We start from the raw sequence: 20,158 nt of genomic DNA on the forward strand, positions 1-20,158 counted from the left end.
TAAACTCGTGTATCGCACGGACACGGGTTATTAATGGGTTGTAGGCCTTTTACAGAAAGGATTCCAGCAATGTCTAAGCCTCTTGGCAAGCCCGATCGTATTGTCGTCGCCCTTGGCGGCAACGCCCTCGGCAACAACCCCGTTGAGCAGATCGAGGCCGTGAGCAACACCGCTCACGCTCTCCTCGGCCTGATCGAGCAGGGTAACGAGATCATCATCACCCACGGCAACGGCCCGCAGGTCGGCATGATCCAGAACGCCTTCGCCGCTGCCCACGACGCCATCGGCACCCCCGAGATGCCGCTGCCCGAGTGCGGCGCCATGTCCCAGGGCTACATTGGTTATCACCTGCAGCAGGGCATCGGCCGCGAGATGCACAAGCGCTATAAGCGTTGGCACGCCGCCACCGTCGTCACCCAGATCGAGTGCGACCCGGATGATCCCGCGTTCAAGAACCCGACCAAGCCGATCGGCCCCTTCTATACCGAGGAGCAGGCCAAGGAGTTCATGGCCGAGGATCCCTCCAAGGTCTTCGTCGAGGATTCCGGCCGCGGCTGGCGTCGCGTCGTCGCTTCCCCCGATCCCAAGAAGATCGTCGAGGCTGACTCCATCCTCAACCTGCTCGACAACGAGTTCATCGTCATCGCCTGCGGTGGCGGCGGCATCCCCGTCGTCCGCGACTACGAGAACAAGGGCTGCTACAAGGGCGTTCCCGCCGTCATCGACAAGGACCTGGGCGGCGAGCTGCTGGCTGAGGACTGCGACGCCGACGTTCTGTTCCTGCTGACCGCCGTTGAGCATGTCGCCATCAACTTTGGCAAGCCCAACCAGGAGGAGCTCGAGGAGCTCACCGCCGACGAGGCCGAGCGCCTGGCCGACGAGGGTCAGTTCGGCAAGGGTTCCATGGAGCCCAAGGTCCGCGCTGCCATCAAGTTCGCCCGTTCCCGCAAGGGCCGCACCTGCATCATCGGTGCTCTGGACAAGGCCGCCGAGACCATGGCCGGCCTCTCCGGTACCCGCATCCACGAGTAGTCTCTACTCTGTTGCATCTCTCGTGGGCGCCAGGCAAAGCGCCCACAAACTAGCCTCTCTTCATGAGCCCCGCAGTCCGCTCCGACTGCGGGGCTTTTGCTATCCATCTAGTCATCGGGGACGTTCTTAAACGACTAGTCAAAAGGGACGCTCTTGCCGCGGGCAGGTACGGCACCTGGTGATTTACGACTAAGAGGCTAGTACGTCAGATCGTGAGTTGCCTGAAACCAAACGACGACACCTAAAATACGAAGGCGACGCCTGTCTAGAGTGAAGTCGGGTTCTTCTGTCAAATAGGAATACGTTGACAGCGCAATCGTGTTCCCTCGGATTTCATATCGCCGAATAACTATGGCTGATGCGTCTACCATGGCAACGACGGTGCATCCGTTCCACGGTTTAGCAACAGGATCGACCAGCAGAACACTGCTTTGCGGATAGCAGCGTGACATGCCGCTGCCGTTCATCTGAACTAGAAAGCCTCCCGGGTGCCTTTCGAGAACGGGTCCTGGAACGAAGGTGCGCCCACTGTTCTTAAGACTAAAGCCACCGTTGCGGCGTACGATTTTATAGATTTCGCATTCTTCGTTTTGGGCCACGTTCTGGCTATTCTCAGGCCGCGAGCTTAAGCCGGCAGAAGCAAGGCCGCTATTACTTGCGGCGAGCTCATCAAACGTTACATCGAAAAGCTCGGTCAGCTTATCGAGAGTCGACACCTTGACGGCGGTGTGTCCACGTTCCCAACGGCATACCGTTTCTTTGGTAACGCCGAGCATGTCGGCAAATTGCTGCTGCGTCAAGCCTTCGCGGGTTCTAAGGCATTTAATGTTATCCCCTTGGGCCATGTTATTCATCACGCCTAAGTGGCAAGCACAAACAGTTGGGCCCGCCAAAGCCGTTTGTCAGCTCGTGTATGGAAATGGGGACAAGATCGATTCCGGCCTGTTCAAGAGCAGCGTTCGTCGCTTGATTCTCTTCATAGACACAGACTTTGCCCGGTCGGAGGCACAGCACGCTGGCTGCGTTATTCGTGCACTCTTTTTCTGCCAAATTGGGATTAGATCCACCGCAGGGAATAAAACGAAGCTCGGGTATGCCGAGCGCGGCGGCCAGTGCCTCCTTGACTCCTTTTTCGACGGCGTGAATCTGGCAGAGATTCTCTGCTCGATTTCGCGTAATCTGATAAGAGCGAGATTCCGCGAGTAGCTGGGGGTCGACAACAAAAGTATCGTAGTCGACCCGGCTTAGGTACGTATCAAGATGGATACACAGGCTCCGCTCGGGTACCTCAATTGCCCATACGGCGTCGATGCTCGAGTCAGGATTCCACAGGAGAGTACGAGCGAGCATATCGATGGCTGCAGATTCGGTTCTCTGAGAGATGCCGACTGCGACATTATGAGCATCAAGATTGATGATATCGCCCCCTTCAATATGGAAGGTCGAATCGTGACGATAAAACGAGGGCGTGTCCTTGAAATTGGGATGGTATTTAAAAATCGTTTGGTAGAGCGCTACTTCGCGATTGCGCTCGGGCCAATACATGTGGTTGAAGGAGATGCCGGAGCCGATGGTGCTTACCGGGTCGCGCACGAACCACATGGTGTTTAATGGGCTAACGAGCAGCTCGTCAGGGGCATAGGCCTCGCCGGTTAATTCGGCGAGTCTGTCCCCGCCGTCGAAGCAGTATGTAACTTGCCCGTGGCGGATGCCGCCAATCGATGCCGAGACGAGCTCCTGCGCCGATCGGGTGTGTTCAAGATGCTCGCGGACTGCTTGCTGCAACTCGGCGCCAATCGCGCCGCATTCATCGACAAAGGAATCGACAAAAGATGCTCGAGCTTCGGGGCACGAGTCAAGCGCTTCTATAAGAAGTTGGTCGAGATACAGAACCTCTACGCCTTCATGCTCGAGCACTGAGGTATAGGCATCACACTCAGCTAGGGCTCTATCCAAGTCAAATAGGCTGCTCGATGGTCTTAGGTTAAAAACTTGGCCAAAATGGCCTTCGGGATAGTTTTGGGTTTCGATACCGGGTCGATATAAAAGGGCCTGTTTAAGCTTACCGATTTCGCTGGTGACATGAATTGGCATTAGAACGCTCGCTTTAATTCGGATGATGACTGATGTCAATTATCGTTCTGCTGGGAGAAGTTTAAGTGAGTATGTTGTGGGTATCGGTGGACGGCTTAAGCTCTTGATTGAAAGTCACCAATTGATAAAAAATATCAATTTAGTTCGATAATTGAGCTTATATATCAACTAAAGCCCGTCTGCCTTTTAATACTATCCATTCGCATAAATATCTAATGTCAACTGGCGTGAAAACCGAATAATAAGGTTGCCGGCGAAAAGCTCGTATCGAAAACCTGCAAACTAAAGGAGGCATAATGGCCGAAGTGCAAAAGAAACGTGGGCTACGAATTCCGCACGTCTACACCATTATCTTCATTCTCATGGTGTTGACCGCAGCTCTTACGTGGATCGTTCCCTCCGGCTCGTTTGAGAGGCAGGAGCTCAACGGACGCGAGGTCACTGTTGCCGGAACATATGAGTCCGTTGAAAAGGTTTATGCGGACGAAGACGGCGCTGAGGTTGACCTGAAGCAAGGCCTGTTCGATGTGCTCGAGGCTCCTGCGGTGGGAATTCAGCAGGCAGTTGAGGTCGTTGCCTTTATTCTGATTGTCGGCGGATCCTTTCAGGTCATTACTGCCACTGGAGCTATCACCAGCGGCGTGGCGCGCATCGTTAAGAAGTTCAAGAGTAAAGACATCCTGATTATTCCGATTTTGATGGCGGTTTTTGCGCTGGGCGGTAGCACGTTCGGCATGGCGGAGGAGACCCTTCCATTTTTTGCCATCTTGCTGCCGATTGTTATGGCTATGGGATATGACTCCATTACGGCCTTTATGATCGTGTTCGTTGGCGCCCGTATTGGCTATATCGCATCGACGGTCAACCCCTTCAATGTTTTGATTGCTCAGGGAATTCTGAATATCCAGGGTAATCCCCAGCTCTGGCTTCGCGTTGTTGCCCTTGTTGTGCTGACCGCCATCGCTATTGCCTGGGTCGTGTTGTACGCTCGAAGGGTGAAGAAGAACCCCGAGTCCTCGATTGCTTACGCTGATGATATCGAGAAGCGCAAAGAGCATGCATCAAATGACGAGCTGCTCGAAGCCGATTTCACCGGGCGCCAGAAGGCCGTAATCATCGTATTCGTGCTTGGAATCGTCGCCATTGTCTGGGGTCTTGTCACCCAGGGCTGGTATATGAACGAGATCTCTGCAGTCTTTATGGCTATGGCGCTCCTGTCTGGCATCGTATCGGGCATGAGCGAGAAGGAGATTGCTACAGAGTTTGTTAAGGGTTTGGGCGACTTTGTTTTCTCTGCGGTCGTGGTCGGTCTTGCTCGAGGCATTTTGGTTATCGCCAACGATGGCTTGATTATCGATACGGTCCTAAACGCTCTTGCGACTGGCCTTGCCGGAATCCCCCCTGTTCTCTTTACCAGCATTTTGTATGTCGTTGACAACTTGCTCTCGATTCTGGTTCCCAGCTCTTCGGGCATCGCGGCGCTCACCATCCCCATCTTTGGGCCTCTGGTTGAGCTCATGGGGCTAAATCCAGAAGCTGCGGTTACTGGCCTTTCGATGGGATCTGCAGCGATGTCGCTGATTTCTCCCACCAGCGCAATGCTTGTCGCCGGTCTTGGTGTTTGCAAGATCTCTCTTGGCCAGTGGTGGCGAGTTTCCTGGAAGTTCTTCCTTGTGGTCAGTGCGGTCTGTCTCGTATTTACCGCGGTATCCGGTCTGCTTCCGATTGTCTAGCAAGCGAAAACGACAACTTTGAAAGCCGTTGCAATAACTATTGAGCTCTAATCCAGAAAGGAACGATGATGAGTAAAGGTCTGAACGTTCATAGTGAAATTGGTGCCCTCAAGAAGGTATGCGTGCACCGACCGGGCTTGGACCTGGTAAACATGAAGGCGGAGGATTTTGAGCGCGCCTGGATTCATGACGCGTTTTATCTCGAGTATGCCCAGCGAGAGCATGACGAGTTTACTGATCTTCTTCGCGGTGCCGGCGCCGAGGTCGTTTATATGGAGGACTTGCTTGCCGAGACTTTCGATCAGGTTGAGGGTTCTCGTGCCGAGTTTATGAGCAAGTTCGTTCCCGAGGCCAAGATCGAGAATCTGGCACTTCGTCAGGCAGTCGTGGAGAAGCTCGACTCCATCAAGGACAACAAAGAGTTTGTCCTTACCGCTATGGGCGGCCTCTACGTACGCGATCTCGAGATTCCGCATGTGAGCGGTTCCCTTGCGAGCATGGATAGCGACGAGCTGAAGCCCGACGAAATGGTCTTGTTCCCGATGCCCGCCTCCTACTTCTCGCGTGATCCGATCGCTGTGGTCGGCAAGGGCGCGATGATGAACCGCATGTACTGGCATCAGCGCAACCGTGAGGTCGTATTCTATGAGACGATCATGCGCCACCATCCTGATTATGCTGGGGCTCCGCTTTGGTACGACCACAATAGCGATTGGCATATCGAAGGCGGCGACGTTCTGAACATTAACGCCACCACGCTTGCAATCGGTATTTCCGAGCGTACCCAGACCGCAGCCATCGACCAGCTTGCCAAGAATCTGTTCTGGGGCACGGGAGAGTCCGAGATCGAGCAGGTATTTGCCATCAAGATCCCCCACGGCTATGCCTATATGCATCTTGATACGGTTTGTACTCAGGTTGATTACGATAAGTTTACCGTCTACCCCGGTATCTACGAGACGCTTCGTGCCTATCGACTCACCAAGGGCGATTCGGATGGCGAGGTCTTTATCGAGGAGATCGAGGGAACGATTCAGCAGATTCTTGAAATGGCAACCGGTATCGACCATATCACGATGATCGAATGTGGTGCCGGCGATCCGATCGAGGCATCCCGTGAGCAGTGGAACGATGGTTCCAACACGCTTGCTGTTGCGCCGGGTAAGGTGTGCGTCTATGAGCGCAACGTTGTTACCAATGATGCGCTTTATAAGGCGGGCGTTGAGCTGCTGGTTGCTCCTTCCGAAGAGCTGTCTCGTGGTCGTGGTGGCCCGCGCTGCATGACCATGCCGTTCTGGCGCGAAGAGATTTAATTCCGTTCTGGTCCGAGATGCGCGGATGCGCGTCCCTCGCGCGCCGCGCACTCATCAATCAATTAGGTTAATAATGAAAGGAACCCACCATGGCACTGAATCTTTCTGGTCGTAGTTTTCTGACCCTGCTCGATTTCACTACCGAGGAGATCGAGTATATGCTCGAGCTTTCGAAGGACTTTAAGAATCTCAAGCGCATGGGCGCCCCCCATCGTTATCTTGAGGGCAAGAACATCGTTCTGCTGTTTGAAAAGACCTCGACGCGTACGCGCTGCGCTTTCGAGGTGGGCGGCATGGATCTTGGCTTAGGTGTAACCTACCTTGATCCCGGTTCGTCGCAGATGGGCAAAAAGGAGTCCATTGAGGATACCGCCCGCGTGCTTGGTCGCATGTACGACGGTATCGAGTACCGTGGCTCTGACCAGTCCATTGTTGAGGAGCTTGCCGATAAAGCCGGCGTTCCCGTGTGGAATGGTCTCACCAATGAGTATCACCCGACCCAGGCTTTGGCGGATATCCTTACGATGCGCGAGGAATTCGGTGACACGCGTGGCCTCAAGCTGACCTATCTCGGCAAGGAGCAGGGCAATGTAAGCGATTCCCTCATGGTGATCTGCGCTAAGCTCGGCATCAACTTCTGCTCTTGTGGGCCGAAGGGCGATGTTGAGGGTGCTACCCACTTTGATCCCGAGCTGCTTGAGACTTGCCAGAAGATCGCCGAGGAAAATGGCTGCACCATTCAGCTTACTGACAACATCGATGAAGGCGTAAAGGATGCCGATGTTATTTATACCGATGTCTGGGTTGGCATGGGCCAGGCTGAGGAGCTCTGGAAGAGCCGTATCAAGCTGCTCTCCCCGTACCGCGTAACCTCGGAGGTCATGGCGAAGGCAAACCCCAACGCTATCTTCATGCATTGTCTCCCGAGCTTCCACGATACCAAGACCACCATCGGAGCGGAAATCGCGGAGAAGTTCGGCGTAACCGAGATGGAGGTCACCGACGAGGTCTTCGAGTCCGATAAGTCTCGCGTTTTCCAAGAGGCAGAGAACCGCATGCATACCATTAAAGCCGTGATGTACGCTACTCTTCGATAAGGAGGCACGCATGTCCAAACCCTACGGTAAGCCCGATCGTATCGTCGTCGCCCTTGGCGGCAACGCCCTCGGCAACAACCCCGTTGAGCAGATCGAGGCCGTGAGCAACACCGCTCACGCTCTCCTCGGCCTGATCGAGCAGGGCAACGAGATCATCATCACCCACGGCAACGGCCCGCAGGTCGGCATGATCCAGAACGCCTTCGCCGCTGCCCACGACGCCATCGGCACCCCCGAGATGCCGCTGCCCGAGTGCGGCGCCATGTCCCAGGGCTACATTGGTTATCACCTGCAGCAGGGCATCGGCCGCGAGATGCACAAGCGCTATAAGCGTTGGCACGCCGCCACCGTCGTCACCCAGATCGAGTGCGACCCGGATGATCCCGCGTTCAAGAACCCGACCAAGCCGATCGGCCCCTTCTATACCGAGGAGCAGGCCAAGGAGTTCATGGCCGAGGATCCCTCCAAGGTCTTCGTCGAGGATTCCGGCCGCGGCTGGCGTCGCGTCGTCGCTTCCCCCGATCCCAAGAAGATCGTCGAGGCTGACTCCATCCTCAACCTGCTCGACAACGAGTTCATCGTCATCGCCTGCGGTGGCGGCGGCATCCCCGTCGTCCGCGACTACGAGAACAAGGGCTGCTACAAGGGCGTTCCCGCCGTCATCGACAAGGACCTGGGCGGCGAGCTGCTGGCTGAGGACTGCGACGCCGACGTTCTGTTCCTGCTGACCGCCGTTGAGCATGTCGCCATCAACTTTGGCAAGCCCAACCAGGAGGAGCTCGAGGAGCTCACCGCCGACGAGGCCGAGCGCCTGGCCGACGAGGGTCAGTTCGGCAAGGGTTCCATGGAGCCCAAGGTCCGCGCTGCCATCAAGTTCGCCCGTTCCCGCAAGGGCCGCACCTGCATCATCGGTGCTCTGGACAAGGCCGCCGAGACCATGGCCGGCCTCTCCGGTACCCGCATCCACGAGTAGTCTCTACTCTGTTGCATCTCTCGTGGGCGCCAGGCAAAGCGCCCACAAACTAGCCTCTCTTCATGAGCCCCGCAGTCCGCTCCGACTGCGGGGCTTTTGCTATTGAGGTGGCTGTTCATGAGAAGCATTGCAGACCGCGGAAACCCAGCACTTGGGGACGTTCCTTTCTGCCGGCATCTTGGGACAGTTCTTTTCGACAGTGCGAGCGGTCGTCTGCAAAGGCCGTCCCCAGTGGCCAGTCATTTAAGTCTGTCCCCAATGACTAGTAGTAGGCCCACATGGCTTCGATTTCGTTGAGGACTTCTACGACGCCCCAGCGGCGGGCGCCGCGGCTTTGCGAGTTGGGGTCGTAGACTCCCACTTGATCGGCATCGTCGATGCCCCAGAGCACGATATAGTGTCCAACGCTGGTAAAGGTGCCGGGACGAACCGATGCGATGATGGGCGCGCCCGAGCGCAGCGCCTGGGTGATGGAGCTGCGATCGATATGGAGCTCAGTTCCGTTAAGGCCCAGCTGCCATGCGCCGCTCGTCATAAACGACCACTCGGTGGCGCCGGTGGGGGCATAGTTGCCCGCCTCGGAAAGAGCGCACATATCGACCGGCGTCATATCGGTGTGGCCGGTCTTATAGATGTAGACCATGGTAAGACAGGTAGGGCCGCAGGCATTTTGGCGGATGGTACCGCCGGCGTAGGGCAGCTCCGACCATGCCGGGTCAATCTGATAGATGTGGGGCATGGTGCCGGCTTGCCACTGCGAACGCGGGGTCGAAAACGCAAACGAATAGCCGGGCGCGACCGGGGCCTTGAGCAGCTTATCCTCGGCGGTTGGATCGAGGCCGGCCGAGCCGTGGGAGATACAGGAGCTCATAAGCACAAAGACCAGACAGGTGAGGATAGAGCACAGTGCGAGGCGAAGTCGACGAGCTGACAGGGCGGGGGCATTCACGTACGATGTCGAGCGGTAAGGCTTGCCGTCGCGTCCGCCTTGGGGATGCGAAAAGAAGCGGTTGATATGGATGCCGGGCTGACGTGCGCCGTTGCGGCGCAGTTGCGGAACCTCGGCCTGACGCTGTCGAGTGCGCGCGCCCAAGCGGCTATCTTGCTGCGCGCTTGTGGCCGTACTCGGACGGCCGCTCTGCCGTGCTCTGCTTGTCTGCTGCCGAGACGAAGGTCTGGGTTGCTCTTGAGGGCGTTGCGGATTGCTGCTCGTGGCCCTTCTGGGCGTCGGCGTGGTACGGCCAGCAAGGCGAACACTTTGTCGCCGTTGATCACCGTCGTTGTATCCGTATGCCATTCGTACCGCCTTGTCTCATGTATAACCTGTCTATCCTACAAAAAAGATGTGCAACAAAGGGGTCTGCGCGTCAAAAGCTCGGTAAACGGTACGAAAGGCGCAAAACACACGGCCTCAAAAACATCTCTATATGCGTCCGATGAGCGTACGCCCGTCGGGCGGGCGGCAACAATGGGCTGCAAACTGTGCCGTTCGTCCCAAAAATGGCGCCGCTCGTTTTGCAGTTCTGCCATCGGTCGAGCTACAAGCGGAGCTGCTGTGCCAAGGCCGTATCTTAAAGCCACGGAATAAAAGCGCGCGGCAAAACGGACCGCGCAAGGGGTGACGCCAAGGGCGTCAAAAAGGAAAGGAGGGGAACAATGGCGGACAAGAACGCAGAAGTTGCAGTCGAGGATAACGGCGGCATGAAGAAAACGCTTTCGCTCTGGAACTTCTTCACCATCGGTTTCGGTGCCATCATCGGTACCGGTTGGGTTCTGCAGGTCGGCGACTGGATGGTCGTGGGCGGCGGTCCCGTTCCCGCTATGATCGCATTCCTCTTGGGTGCAATCTTCCTCGTGCCCGTCGGAGCTGTTTTCGGTGAGCTCACGGCTGCTATCCCCATCTCGGGTGGCATTGTCGAGTATGTCGATCGTAGCTTTGGCCGTACGCTGAGCTACATCACCGGATGGCTTTTGGCCCTGGGCAACGGCATCCTGTGCCCGTGGGAGGCCATCGCCATTTCGACCCTCGTGTCCGAGATGTTCGGCAGCCTGCCCGGCCTTGAGTGGCTGCGCGCCGTCAAGCTCTACACCATCCTGGGCGCCGACGTTTACCTGTTCCCGACGCTGATTGCGCTCGGCTTTGCAGTCTACGTCATCTTCCTCAACTTCCGCGGTGCCAGCTCGGCCGCCAAGCTCCAGGCCTTCCTGACCAAGGCCCTGCTCTGCGGCATGCTGCTCGCCATGGGCGTCTCGCTGTTCACCGGCTCGCCGGACAATGCCATGCCTGTGTTCTCCCAGGTTGCCGGCGCTGGCGGCGGCAAGGCCGCTACCGAGAGCACCAGCCTGTTCGCCGGCATCGTGTCGGTCCTGGTTCTGACTCCGTTCTTCTACGCCGGTTTCGACACCATTCCTCAGCAGGCTGAGGAAGCAGCCGAGGGCCTCAACTGGAACAAGTTCGGCAAGATCATCTCCCTGGCCCTGCTGGCCGCCGGCGGCTTCTACATGGTCTGCATCTACTCGTTCGGCACCATCCTCGACTGGCATGAGTTTGTTAAGAGCCCGGTTCCCGCGCTTGCCTGCCTCAAGGGCATCAACATGCTCCTGTACCTGGCCATGCTCGTCATCGCCACGCTTGGACCCATGGGCCCGATGAACTCCTTCTACGGCGCCACGAGCCGCATCATGCTCGCCATGGGCCGCAAGGGCCAGCTGCCCGAGCAGTTCGCCGAGGTCGACCCCAAGTCCGGCGCTCCCAAGCTCGCCTGCGTCGTTCTGGGCGTCATCACCGTCGTCGGTCCGTTCCTGGGCAAGAACATGCTCATCCCTCTGACCAACGTGTCGGCTCTCGCCTTCATCTTCTCCTGCGACATGGTCGCCCTCGCTTGCCTGCGCATGCGCTTCACCGAGCCCGACCTGCCTCGTCCCTACGAGGTGCCCGGCGGTAAGTTTGGCATCGGCCTCGCTATCGCTGCCTGCGCCATCATCATCGGCCTGCTCGTGATTCCGTTCTCTCCCGCCTCCCTCAACATGGTGGAGTGGAGCATCGTGATCGGCTGGTTGGCTATTGGCCTGGCCCTCATGGCTTTCACCAATTCCCGCAAAAAGTAACGCCTAGCCGGGGCGGATCAGGTGCGCGGGACCCTCTCTTCCGCGCACCGAACCCGGCGCCACTTGGGTAGCTTTGTGAGGCCTTAACCCAACACGGCCTCGCCCACTATATGGATCCATAAGGAGGAACCATGTCCACTAAGTATGCAATCGTTGGCGGTAAGCTCATCGACGGTACCGGTGCCGAGCCGGTCGAGAACTCCCTCGTTCTCGTCGACGACAACGGCAAGATCGAGTACGCCGGCGCCATGCAGGACCTTCCCGAGGGCGTTGAGGTCATCGACGCCGCCGGCAAGACCGTCCTTCCCGGCCTGATCGACACCCACCTGCACTTCTCGGGCAACTTGACCGACGATGACACCGACTGGGTCATGCAGCCGCTCCTCGAGAAGCAGGCCGTCGCCGTCAAGCAGGCCTACGACTGCCTCACCCACGGCCTCACCACCGTCTGCGAGATCGGCCGCTTTGGTATCCAGATCCGTGACTGCATCGACAAGGGCGTCTTCAAGGGCCCGCGCGTTCTGGCCACCGGCCTTGGCTTCTGCCGCGTTGCCGGCCACGGCGACTCCCACCACTGCAGCCAGGAGCTCAACAAGGAATCGCACCCCTGGGGCGATCAGGTCGACGGTCCTTGGGATCTGCGCAAGGCCGTCCGTCGTCGCCTGCGCGAGAACCCCGATGCCATCAAGATCTGGGCTACCGGTGGCGGCATCTGGCGCTGGGACTCCGGCCGCGACCAGCACTACTGCTCCGAGGAGATTCAGGCCGTGGTCGAAGAGGCCAAGATGGTCGGCATCCCCGTGTGGAGCCACTGCTACAACAACCACGCCGCTGCCTACGATTCCGTTCGCTTTGGCTGCGAGCAGTTGATTCACGGCTTCGATATCGATGAGCGCACCATGGACCTCATGGCCGAGCAGGGCACTTTCTTCACCCCGACGATCGCCTTCCTGCCCACCTGGTACGCCACCTATCCGCCCGTCTACGTCCCCGAGCTGCACGACAAGTACGAGGGCACCCTGGTCGAGAAGGAGCTGCAGCGCAACTACGACTGCCTGCGCGAGGCTAAGAAGCGCGGCGTCGTCATGACGATCGGCTCCGACTCCTTCTCCTTCGTCACCCCGTACGGCACCTGCTCCATCGAGGAGATGTACGAGTTCGTCGACAAGATCGGCTTCACCCCGGTCGAGACCATCACCTGTGCAACCCTCAACGGTGCCAAGATGTGCCACATCGAGGACGAGACCGGTTCCATCGAGGCCGGCAAGTGCGCCGACCTGCTGGTCGTCAACGGTGACGTCGCTGCCGACATCCACGTGCTCAACACTGACAACATGGACGTCATCATGAAGGACGGCTGGATTGTCGAGGCCGGCACCTTCGGCGAGGCAAACAAGTACAGCGCCTAAGCTACCGTTCATCGATGGCTTGATGTAAAACACAGTATTTGATTGCATAATGCAATGGAGAGGGTCGCTTGCGGCCCTCTTTATTGCTATGGGGTGCGTCAGTAAGAAGGAGATGACGGTGGATCTCAATAGGCTGATTCTAGGCAAGAGCTACAACTCTACCAAGGTCTTTCGTACCGCTCAGCATGTGGTTCAAGCCATCTTGCTCGGTATTGTCGTCCCGCTGCTTATCCTGCTGCTCATCTGGGATCTAACCGATAATCCCAATCCCGTTCCGGCCGTTGTCGTCATTGCCGGCTTGGTCATGCTGTGCTTCTTCTTCTCGTACGTCTTTGTCGTTCCCGACGACCTCACATCGAGCGCAACCGACCGCACGCTCGCCATCGCTTCAAAAATATTCGCCTATACGTCGCGCGGCCTTACGCCCGAAGCTGCCTTGGGCGCCTCTAAGATCATCCTGTCTGAAACTATCGCCTCTGCCATCTGCTTTACCGACGGCAAGCAGGTGTTGGCGAGCTGGGGCGAGGACTCGGCAAAATGCCCCGCGGGCACCCCGGTGGTACTGCGGACTACGCTCAACGTGATCAACAGCGGCGAGCAAAGCGTGTTCTCGCGCGATGCCTCGACCGAGACGGGTGGCTACTTTCCGCGCCTGCGCGCCGGTATTGTCGCACCGCTTACCGTGCGCGGGCATTGCGTGGGCACGCTCGAGCTGTATTATCCCCGTCTGAGCAGCATCGATATGCGCCAGACGGCGCTTGCCTCGGGCTTTGCCGACCTCATTTCCACGCAACTTGCGAGCTTTGAGCTCGAGCGCCAGGACGAGCTTACGGCCCGCGTGGAGCTGCGCGCCTTGCAATCGCAGGTCGATCCTCATTTTCTGTTTAACACCATCAGCACCATCGTGTCGCTCGTACGTACCGAGCCGGACAAGGCCAGGTCGCTGCTGATTGACTTTTCCAATTACTACCGTCAGACGCTTTCTGATTCCGATACCCTCACAACGCTCGAGCACGAGGTGGAACAGGGCACTCGCTATATCAATCTTATGCAGGCTCGTTATGGCGACGGTCGTCTGCGCGTCTCGGTCGATATCGACTTTGAGGTGCGCGATTGCATGGTACCGCCGTTTATCTTGCAGCCGTTGCTCGAAAACTGCATCAAGCACGCGCAGCGCGAGACCGAGCCGCTTTCTATTCATGTTAGGGCTTTCGAGACCGATGACGGTTTGGAGATCATCGTCGAGGACGATGGCATCGGTATGAGCGAAGAAGTCTGCGCGCATCTGTTTGAGCAACATCGCCTGGAGGAGCCCGAGAGCATTACCGCCGACGGTTCCATCAAACGAGGCTGCGGCTTGGCGCTCTTTAACGTACTTCAGCGCATCCATTTCTTTTACGGAGAAGATTCCGGCATGCGCGTGAAGTCCCAGGAGGGCGTGGGAACGCAGGTCATCGTCGAGCTGAACGGCGAGCCGCATGAGCCGGCGCCGTTGACGGCGTAGCACGCGGTTGGATTGAGAGAAAAAGAGGGGAAGCACATATGTCCGAAGGCTGGAACATCTTGGTGGTTGATGACGAGCCTCCCATTAGGGCTGAGCTACGCTATCTGTTGGAAAAGGATGCGCGTGTGGGTCAGATTGCCGAGGCGGGCAATGTCACCGAAGCCGTGGAGTCGATTCTGTCGAACAAGCCCGACGTGCTGTTTTTAGACATTACCATGCCCGGTCGCTCGGGAATTGAGCTTGCCGAGACGCTGCAGAACCTAAAGACGCCGCCGGTGGTTGTGTTTGTGACGGCGTTTGCCGAATTTGCCGCCGATGCGTATAACCTCGATGCGGTCGACTATGTCGTCAAGCCGGTCGAGGACGCACGCCTGTCAAAGGCACTCGACAAGATCGAGACAGCCTTGGGTGCCCGTCGTGTTATCCATGCTCCGCGCCAGCCTTTGCGTCTGACGGTGGACCGCGGGGGCAAAAAGGTGTTCATTCCCGCCGCAGACGTCTGCTACTTTGAGGCGCGCGCCGATTTTTGCAACGCCATCTGCGCCGAGGGAACGTACCTGATCAATGAGTCGATCTCTTCGCTCGAGCGTCGCCTGGACTCCGAGGGCTTTATTCGCGTTCATCGCAGCTACCTGGTCAATTTGGAAGACGTGCACAATGTTGAGATTGGCTCCACGGGGTTGATGGAGCTCAGGCTCGACCGCGTGAACTCGACGGTGCCGGTGTCCCGTCGTCGTGCCGCCGAGGTTAAAGCACACTTGGGGCTTGCGTAGACGGTCTGCATGCCGTCGTTTACCATCGCAGGTTTGGCATGGGCGCGCGGTGGGCATAATGGGTGGCATCGAATGAAATCGAAAGGATCATTATGCCCGCGCTTATCACCCATCATCTGTTTGGCGAGGAAAGCATCGACCGTCTTCCACAGGGCGTCATCACGTCCGATGAAGAGCGCATTGCCTTTATCTTGGGCAACCAAGGCCCCGACCCGTTCTTCTTTCACATTCTGACACCGCGTGTTTCCGACTGCACGCTGCTGGCGCAGGTCATGCATCGGTCGCGCATGTCTCGCCAGTTCGCGTGCCTACGCGACGGCGTGTCGCATCTGCTGCCGCGCGACGCCAGCTTGGGTCGCGCCTTTGCGCTGGGCCTGCTGTCTCATTACGTGCTCGACCGCAACGCTCATCCCTTTGTCTATGAGCAGCAGTTTGGCATTGTCGAGTCCGATTCAGAGCTTGAGGATTCGAGCAGTCAGGTCCATGCCGTGATCGAGAGCGACCTGGATGTGCTGATGCTGCAGCTTAAACGCGATGGCGCTACGGTTGACGATTACCCGCCGGCGGGCGAGATCGTCACCACTGATCGCATCAATCGCGTGGCCGGCGTGCTGATGAGCTATGTTGCCGGACGCGTGTACGGCATTGACATTCCGGCGGGGGAGTACGGTGCTGCCGTTGCCAATATGCAGCGACTTTACCGCGCGATTGAGCCGGCCGGCTCCGCAAAGACGCGCGCGATCTCGCTGGTTGAGGGCTTGGTGCACGATTACTCGCTGCTCGACGGCCTTGCTCATCGCGTGACGACGGAGTTGCCCGAGCGCACCGGTAACCTGGGCCATCTGACATGGAAGAATCCCTTTACCGACGAGGTCTCGAACGAGAGTTTCCCCGAGGTCTTTGATCGCGCGCTGGTCGATTACGAGTGCACGGTCGCACGTTTTATCGAGACCGGTGACATGGATGCCGTGACCGGCCACGTCAACTACAGCGGTCGCGTGCTCAATGCCGATGAGGAGTTCGACCGCGAGGAATAGGGCCCGTGCGTGCCCCTTTGCCGAATCCTTACCGGCGGTTCTGGACAATTGGGGTACGATGAACTAACTGCATATCGGGCGAATACGAAGGGTCCCTGTCCATGAAATACACCAAGCTCGAGCGTAACTGGGTTATGTATGATGTGGGCAATTCGGCCCTCGTGCTGCTCAATACCTCGGTGGTGCCCATTTACTTTAACGCCATCAATACCGGCGCTTCTTCGGCCGACCTGGTGGTCGCCTGGGGCAATGCGCAGACGATTGCCTCGCTGGTCATCGCCATGCTCATGCCCATTCTGGGCGCGCTTGCCGACTACGCCGGCAACAAGATCAAGTTCTTCTTGGGCTTCTTCCTCACGGGCCTGGTGCTTTGCCTGGCGCAGGCTATCCCAATGTCCGCCATGGCATTTTTGACCGTGTACGTGCTGTGCACCATCGGCCTTAACTCTTCTATGACGTTCTACGACGCCATGCTGCCCGACATTACCACCGACGAGCGCATGGACGCCGTGTCCAGCTCGGGCTATGCCTGGGGCTACATCGGTTCCACCGTGCCGTTCGTCATCTGCCTGGCGCTCATCATGGGCGGCCCCGCTCTTGGCGTCCCCACCATGCTGGCAACGCGTCTGTCGTTTATCATCACTGGTGCCTGGTGGCTCATCTTTACCCTGCCGCTCATTCGCACCTATAAGCAAAAGTACGGTCGCGAGCGCGGTCCCGAGGACACTATCGGCCACATCGTGGGCGGTGTGTTCTCCGAGGTCGGACACACCATGCGCGAGATCGCCCACAACAAGACCGTGCTGGTCTACATGATCGCGTTCTTCTTCTATATCGACGGTGTGCACACGGTCATTTCCATGGCCACCAGTTACGGATCGGCCTTGGGCATCGATTCGACGCAGCTGGTGCTGGCGCTGCTCGTCACGCAGTTCGTGGCCTTTCCGTCCGCCATCATCTACGGCAAGCTCGCCGGACGCGTGGGCACGCTCAACATGATCTTGGTGGCAGTCGCCGCCTACATGGGCATTGTGCTGTTCGCCGCGTTCTTCCTAAAGACCGCCTTTGAGTTTTGGGTGCTTGCCATTATGGTCGGCCTGTTCCAGGGCGGCGTGCAGGCGCTTAGCCGTAGCTACTTTGGCCGCATTATCCCCAAGGAAAAGTCCAACGAGTACTACGGCTTCTTTGACATCTTCGGTCGCTATGCAAGCGTCATGGGCACCTTCCTGGTGTCGGTCGTCACCTCGCTGACCGGCAACCCGTCGCTGGGCGTCCTTTCCATTGGTGTGCTGCTGGTCGTTGGCTTTATGCTGCTGGTCCGCCTGTCCCGCATGACTCGGGCGGCAGGGCATGCCGCATAGGAGCGAGCGGCTATTGTGCCTGTCCACGGTACTCTTTTGGGGTTATCCGCAATAAACATTGCGACTTGCGAGCAATGATTTGCCCAAGTGGGTATGATGGAATCAGCTAGGTCGCGGGGCGTCGCCTGTGTTTGGCGGCGTCCCGTTTTTGTGTTGCAGGGAGGGTAAGGCATGAACGCCACAGTCGTGATTCCAACGTATTGGGCGGGCGATGACGCTTGCGCAAACGCCCCTGGCACTTATGACCATTCGACGCGACTCAACGCCGACAATCCCGAACTCGACCGCTGCCTGGCCTCGCTTGAGCAGGTGCGTAACATCCCACGCATCATCCTTTTGGTGGTCTGTCCCGTTTCTGCCACAGCCGATGTGTCGCTGCGCGTGCACGAGATTCTCGACGCGCATCCCACGCTCAAGGTCACCGTTGTCACCAACACCCAGGCCTCGCGCATCGCAGACCGGGTTGCTCAGATCGCGCCCAAGGGTTCGGGCGAGTGCGTGAGCCTGCGAGGCTACGGTGCCATCCGCAACATGGGGCTAGCCTGTGCCGCTGTGCTGGGGCATGACGCGGTTATCTTTTTGGATGACGATGAGACTGTCATCGACGCCGACTTTATGAAGCGCGCGACCTATGCGTTGGGGCAGCAGACGCGTCAGGGCTTGCCGATCTTGGTCAAGAGCGGCTATTTCTACGATCGCGACGGCTCGCCGCTGGCTCCCACGGACAAGGCGGGCATCTGCCATCGTTGGTGGACCAAGCGCATCGAGTTCAACCGTTGGATGAAAAAGGCGCTCTCGGGCACCCGCATCTCGCGCTCCAACTACGTGTGCGGCGGCCTGATGGCCCTGCACGCCCGCGCCTTTACGCGTGTGGCCTTTGACCCGTTTATCACCCGCGGCGAGGACTTGGATTACCTCTTTAACATGCGCATGTTTGGCTACGACGTGTGGTTCGATAACGAGTGGACCGTGCGCCATCTGCCTCCGGAGTCCGAAAAGCGCTCACCGCGCTTTATGCAGGATGTATACCGTTGGTACTACGAACGGGCCAAGTTGACATTCGCCGCGCATCAAAAGGAGCTCATTCCCGTTACGGCGGCATCGCTCATGCCCTACCCGGGCCCGTGGATTTCGCGCGAGCTCGACGACCGCGTGCGCAAGACCGCTATGGTCCGCAGCGTGTTTACCCGCGAGCATGAGGGCTACCTGCGCATTTGGCGCCATGGTATCGGCGAGGCAAAGGCCTATGCGCGCCAAAACGCTGCAAGCTACCTGCGTTTCCAGAGCTTTTGGCCCAAGATCATGGACGGGCTTTGGCGTGACGCACAACTGATCAGTATCCTGGAGGGGGCCGAATGATCGACCGCCGCGCCCAGCGCGATAGTTCAATATCAATCTTTCGCATCATTGCCGTTGCCTGCGCCATTTGCGTGCTGGTGTACTTTATTTTTGCCTTGGTGACCGGTATCGAGCCGATCGCCACGGTGATTGCCTGCGCGCTGCTGTGCATCTTTCTGTGCATCTTTATCTTTTTGACGCTCAATCCCGATTCGGTGCGCTCCCAGTACACCGAGGAGACGCTCTCGGTGGCCTCGGCCATGCTCGAGGACATTAAGGGCGGTCTGACGCAGGAATCGGCGCTTTTGGTGTGCCGGCGTATCCTGCCCGAGACGCGCGCCATGACGGTGGCCATCACCGACGAGGGCAACGTGTTGGCCTGCGCGGGCGAGTTTGAGGAAAAACTACTGCCAGATTCTCCCATCCACACGCTTGCCACACGCTACGTTATCGAACATGGCATCGTGCAGTCGTTCAACCGTATGGTGGATGTCGTGGGCTCGGATGGCTCGCACAACCAAGTCCCCGCCGGCATTATCGCCCCCATCAAGGTGGGCGATCGTACCGTCGGCACGCTCAAGTTCTACTACAAGACCCCGCGCGCCGTCGACCGTACCCAGTACGCGCTTGCCTCGGGCTTTGCCGAGATCTTGTCCACGCAGCTCGCCATCCACGAGCTCGAGGTGCAAAAGGAACTCACAGCGCGCGCCGAGGTGCGTGCGCTGCAGGCGCAGATTAACCCGCACTTCCTGTTCAACACGCTGAACACCATTGCATCGTTTACGCGCACCGACCCGCTGCGGGCCCGCGAACTGCTTCGTGAGTTCTCATCGTTCTATCGTGCCACGCTCGACAACTCGGGATCGCTTATTCCGGTCTCGCGCGAGGTCGCACAGACCAAGCGCTACCTTACCTTTGAGAAGGCCCGCTTTGGCGAGGATCGCGTGCTTGCGACGTTCGATGTGTCCGAGGACGTGGAAGATACGCTGGTGCCGGCGTTCGTGATCCAGCCGATTGTCGAGAACGCCGTACGTCATGGTATGGGCGATGACGACGCCCTGAGGATCGACGTGACCGTTCACCAAGACGGCGAGGATGCAATCTTGATTGCCGTGGCCGATGATGGCGTGGGCATGGATGAGGGTACCGCCGCCAGACTGTTTGACGAGCGCTCTGCCCGTCCCGACGCCAGCTCTCCCCAGGGTGGCGGCGCCGGTGTGGCCATGCACAATATTTCGGAGCGCATCCATCGCTTTTATGGGCCGCACTCCTATACGCGTGTCGAATCGGCGCCGGGCAAGGGCACCAAAGTGCTCCTTCATCTTGATTTGTCAGAGAGCATCTTTGACATTCAAGAGTAAAATAAAAGGCTACGGGCTCAACGTC

The 20,158-nt window shown here is 58.1% G+C and carries 16 protein-coding genes; 13 read left to right on the plus strand and 3 right to left on the minus strand.

Annotated elements, in window-relative coordinates:
* Positions 1 to 69 precede the first annotated feature (69 nt).
* Positions 70 to 1,032 carry a carbamate kinase gene (gene arcC / locus ACKUUJ_RS02735; RefSeq protein ID WP_260700059.1) on the plus strand — a complete coding sequence of 321 codons (963 nt, stop codon included), beginning with the start codon at positions 70 to 72 and terminating at the stop codon, positions 1,030 to 1,032.
* 197 nt (positions 1,033 to 1,229) lie between these two features.
* Here arcC (ACKUUJ_RS02735) and ACKUUJ_RS02740 read toward each other — a convergent pair whose 3' ends face one another.
* Together ACKUUJ_RS02740 and ACKUUJ_RS02745 are read right to left on the minus strand one after the other, a co-directional pair.
* Positions 1,230 to 1,877 carry a helix-turn-helix domain-containing protein gene (locus ACKUUJ_RS02740; protein ID WP_409064578.1) on the minus strand — a complete coding sequence of 216 codons (648 nt, stop codon included), beginning with the start codon at positions 1,875 to 1,877 and terminating at the stop codon, positions 1,230 to 1,232.
* 1 nt (position 1,878) lies between these two features.
* Positions 1,879 to 3,126 (minus strand): arginine deiminase family protein, encoded by a 1,248-nt coding sequence (locus tag ACKUUJ_RS02745; protein WP_409064579.1) that lies wholly within the window; start codon positions 3,124 to 3,126, stop codon positions 1,879 to 1,881.
* A gap of 296 nt (positions 3,127 to 3,422) precedes the next feature.
* Between ACKUUJ_RS02745 and ACKUUJ_RS02750 the strand changes: the two genes are divergently transcribed.
* The 4 genes from ACKUUJ_RS02750 to arcC (ACKUUJ_RS02765) all read left to right on the plus strand — a co-directional run bounded on the left by ACKUUJ_RS02750 (position 3,423) and on the right by arcC (ACKUUJ_RS02765) (position 8,242).
* Positions 3,423 to 4,859 carry a YfcC family protein gene (locus ACKUUJ_RS02750; RefSeq protein ID WP_409064580.1) on the plus strand — a complete coding sequence of 479 codons (1,437 nt, stop codon included), beginning with the start codon at positions 3,423 to 3,425 and terminating at the stop codon, positions 4,857 to 4,859.
* Between the two features lie 68 nt (positions 4,860 to 4,927).
* On the plus strand, positions 4,928 to 6,172 hold the full coding sequence (locus ACKUUJ_RS02755) for an arginine deiminase (protein ID WP_409064581.1): 1,245 nt from the start codon (positions 4,928 to 4,930) through the stop codon (positions 6,170 to 6,172).
* An 89-nt stretch (positions 6,173 to 6,261) separates the two neighbouring features.
* Positions 6,262 to 7,269 (plus strand): ornithine carbamoyltransferase, encoded by a 1,008-nt coding sequence (gene argF / locus ACKUUJ_RS02760; protein ID WP_409064582.1) that lies wholly within the window; start codon positions 6,262 to 6,264, stop codon positions 7,267 to 7,269.
* 10 nt (positions 7,270 to 7,279) lie between these two features.
* Positions 7,280 to 8,242 carry a carbamate kinase gene (arcC, locus tag ACKUUJ_RS02765; RefSeq protein ID WP_409064583.1) on the plus strand — a complete coding sequence of 321 codons (963 nt, stop codon included), beginning with the start codon at positions 7,280 to 7,282 and terminating at the stop codon, positions 8,240 to 8,242.
* Between the two features lie 262 nt (positions 8,243 to 8,504).
* On the opposite strand, the gene ACKUUJ_RS02770 is transcribed toward arcC (ACKUUJ_RS02765), so the two are convergent.
* Positions 8,505 to 9,335 (minus strand): C39 family peptidase, encoded by an 831-nt coding sequence (locus ACKUUJ_RS02770; RefSeq protein WP_409064584.1) that lies wholly within the window; start codon positions 9,333 to 9,335, stop codon positions 8,505 to 8,507.
* 563 nt (positions 9,336 to 9,898) lie between these two features.
* Between ACKUUJ_RS02770 and ACKUUJ_RS02775 the strand changes: the two genes are divergently transcribed.
* The 8 genes from ACKUUJ_RS02775 (at position 9,899) to ACKUUJ_RS02810 (ending at position 20,133) form a co-directional block, all read left to right on the plus strand.
* Positions 9,899 to 11,350, plus strand: coding sequence for an APC family permease (locus ACKUUJ_RS02775; protein ID WP_409064585.1), 1,452 nt, complete (start codon positions 9,899 to 9,901; stop codon positions 11,348 to 11,350).
* 131 nt (positions 11,351 to 11,481) lie between these two features.
* Positions 11,482 to 12,759 carry an amidohydrolase family protein gene (locus tag ACKUUJ_RS02780; protein ID WP_117633809.1) on the plus strand — a complete coding sequence of 426 codons (1,278 nt, stop codon included), beginning with the start codon at positions 11,482 to 11,484 and terminating at the stop codon, positions 12,757 to 12,759.
* 112 nt (positions 12,760 to 12,871) lie between these two features.
* Entirely contained in the window at positions 12,872 to 14,263 is a 1,392-nt protein-coding gene (locus tag ACKUUJ_RS02785) for a histidine kinase (protein WP_349087486.1), read from the plus strand.
* Positions 14,264 to 14,301: 38 nt separating this feature from the next.
* On the plus strand, positions 14,302 to 15,036 hold the full coding sequence (locus ACKUUJ_RS02790; RefSeq protein WP_409064586.1) for a LytR/AlgR family response regulator transcription factor: 735 nt from the start codon (positions 14,302 to 14,304) through the stop codon (positions 15,034 to 15,036).
* Positions 15,037 to 15,128: 92 nt separating this feature from the next.
* On the plus strand, positions 15,129 to 16,073 hold the full coding sequence (locus tag ACKUUJ_RS02795; protein ID WP_409064587.1) for a zinc dependent phospholipase C family protein: 945 nt from the start codon (positions 15,129 to 15,131) through the stop codon (positions 16,071 to 16,073).
* 101 nt (positions 16,074 to 16,174) lie between these two features.
* Complete coding sequence (locus tag ACKUUJ_RS02800; protein ID WP_225094149.1) at positions 16,175 to 17,434, plus strand: MFS transporter; 1,260 nt, start codon at positions 16,175 to 16,177, stop codon at positions 17,432 to 17,434.
* A gap of 171 nt (positions 17,435 to 17,605) precedes the next feature.
* The gene (locus ACKUUJ_RS02805) at positions 17,606 to 18,793 is read left to right on the plus strand and encodes a glycosyltransferase (protein WP_409064588.1); all 1,188 of its coding nucleotides are present in this window, start codon (positions 17,606 to 17,608) and stop codon (positions 18,791 to 18,793) included.
* Positions 18,790 to 20,133, plus strand: coding sequence for a histidine kinase (locus ACKUUJ_RS02810; RefSeq protein WP_409064589.1), 1,344 nt, complete (start codon positions 18,790 to 18,792; stop codon positions 20,131 to 20,133). Before ACKUUJ_RS02805 ends, ACKUUJ_RS02810 begins: the two co-directional genes overlap by 4 nt.
* Positions 20,134 to 20,158 lie beyond the last annotated feature (25 nt).

The organism is Collinsella sp. wc0583, from assembly GCF_046116915.1.
GTDB lineage: Bacteria > Actinomycetota > Coriobacteriia > Coriobacteriales > Coriobacteriaceae > Collinsella.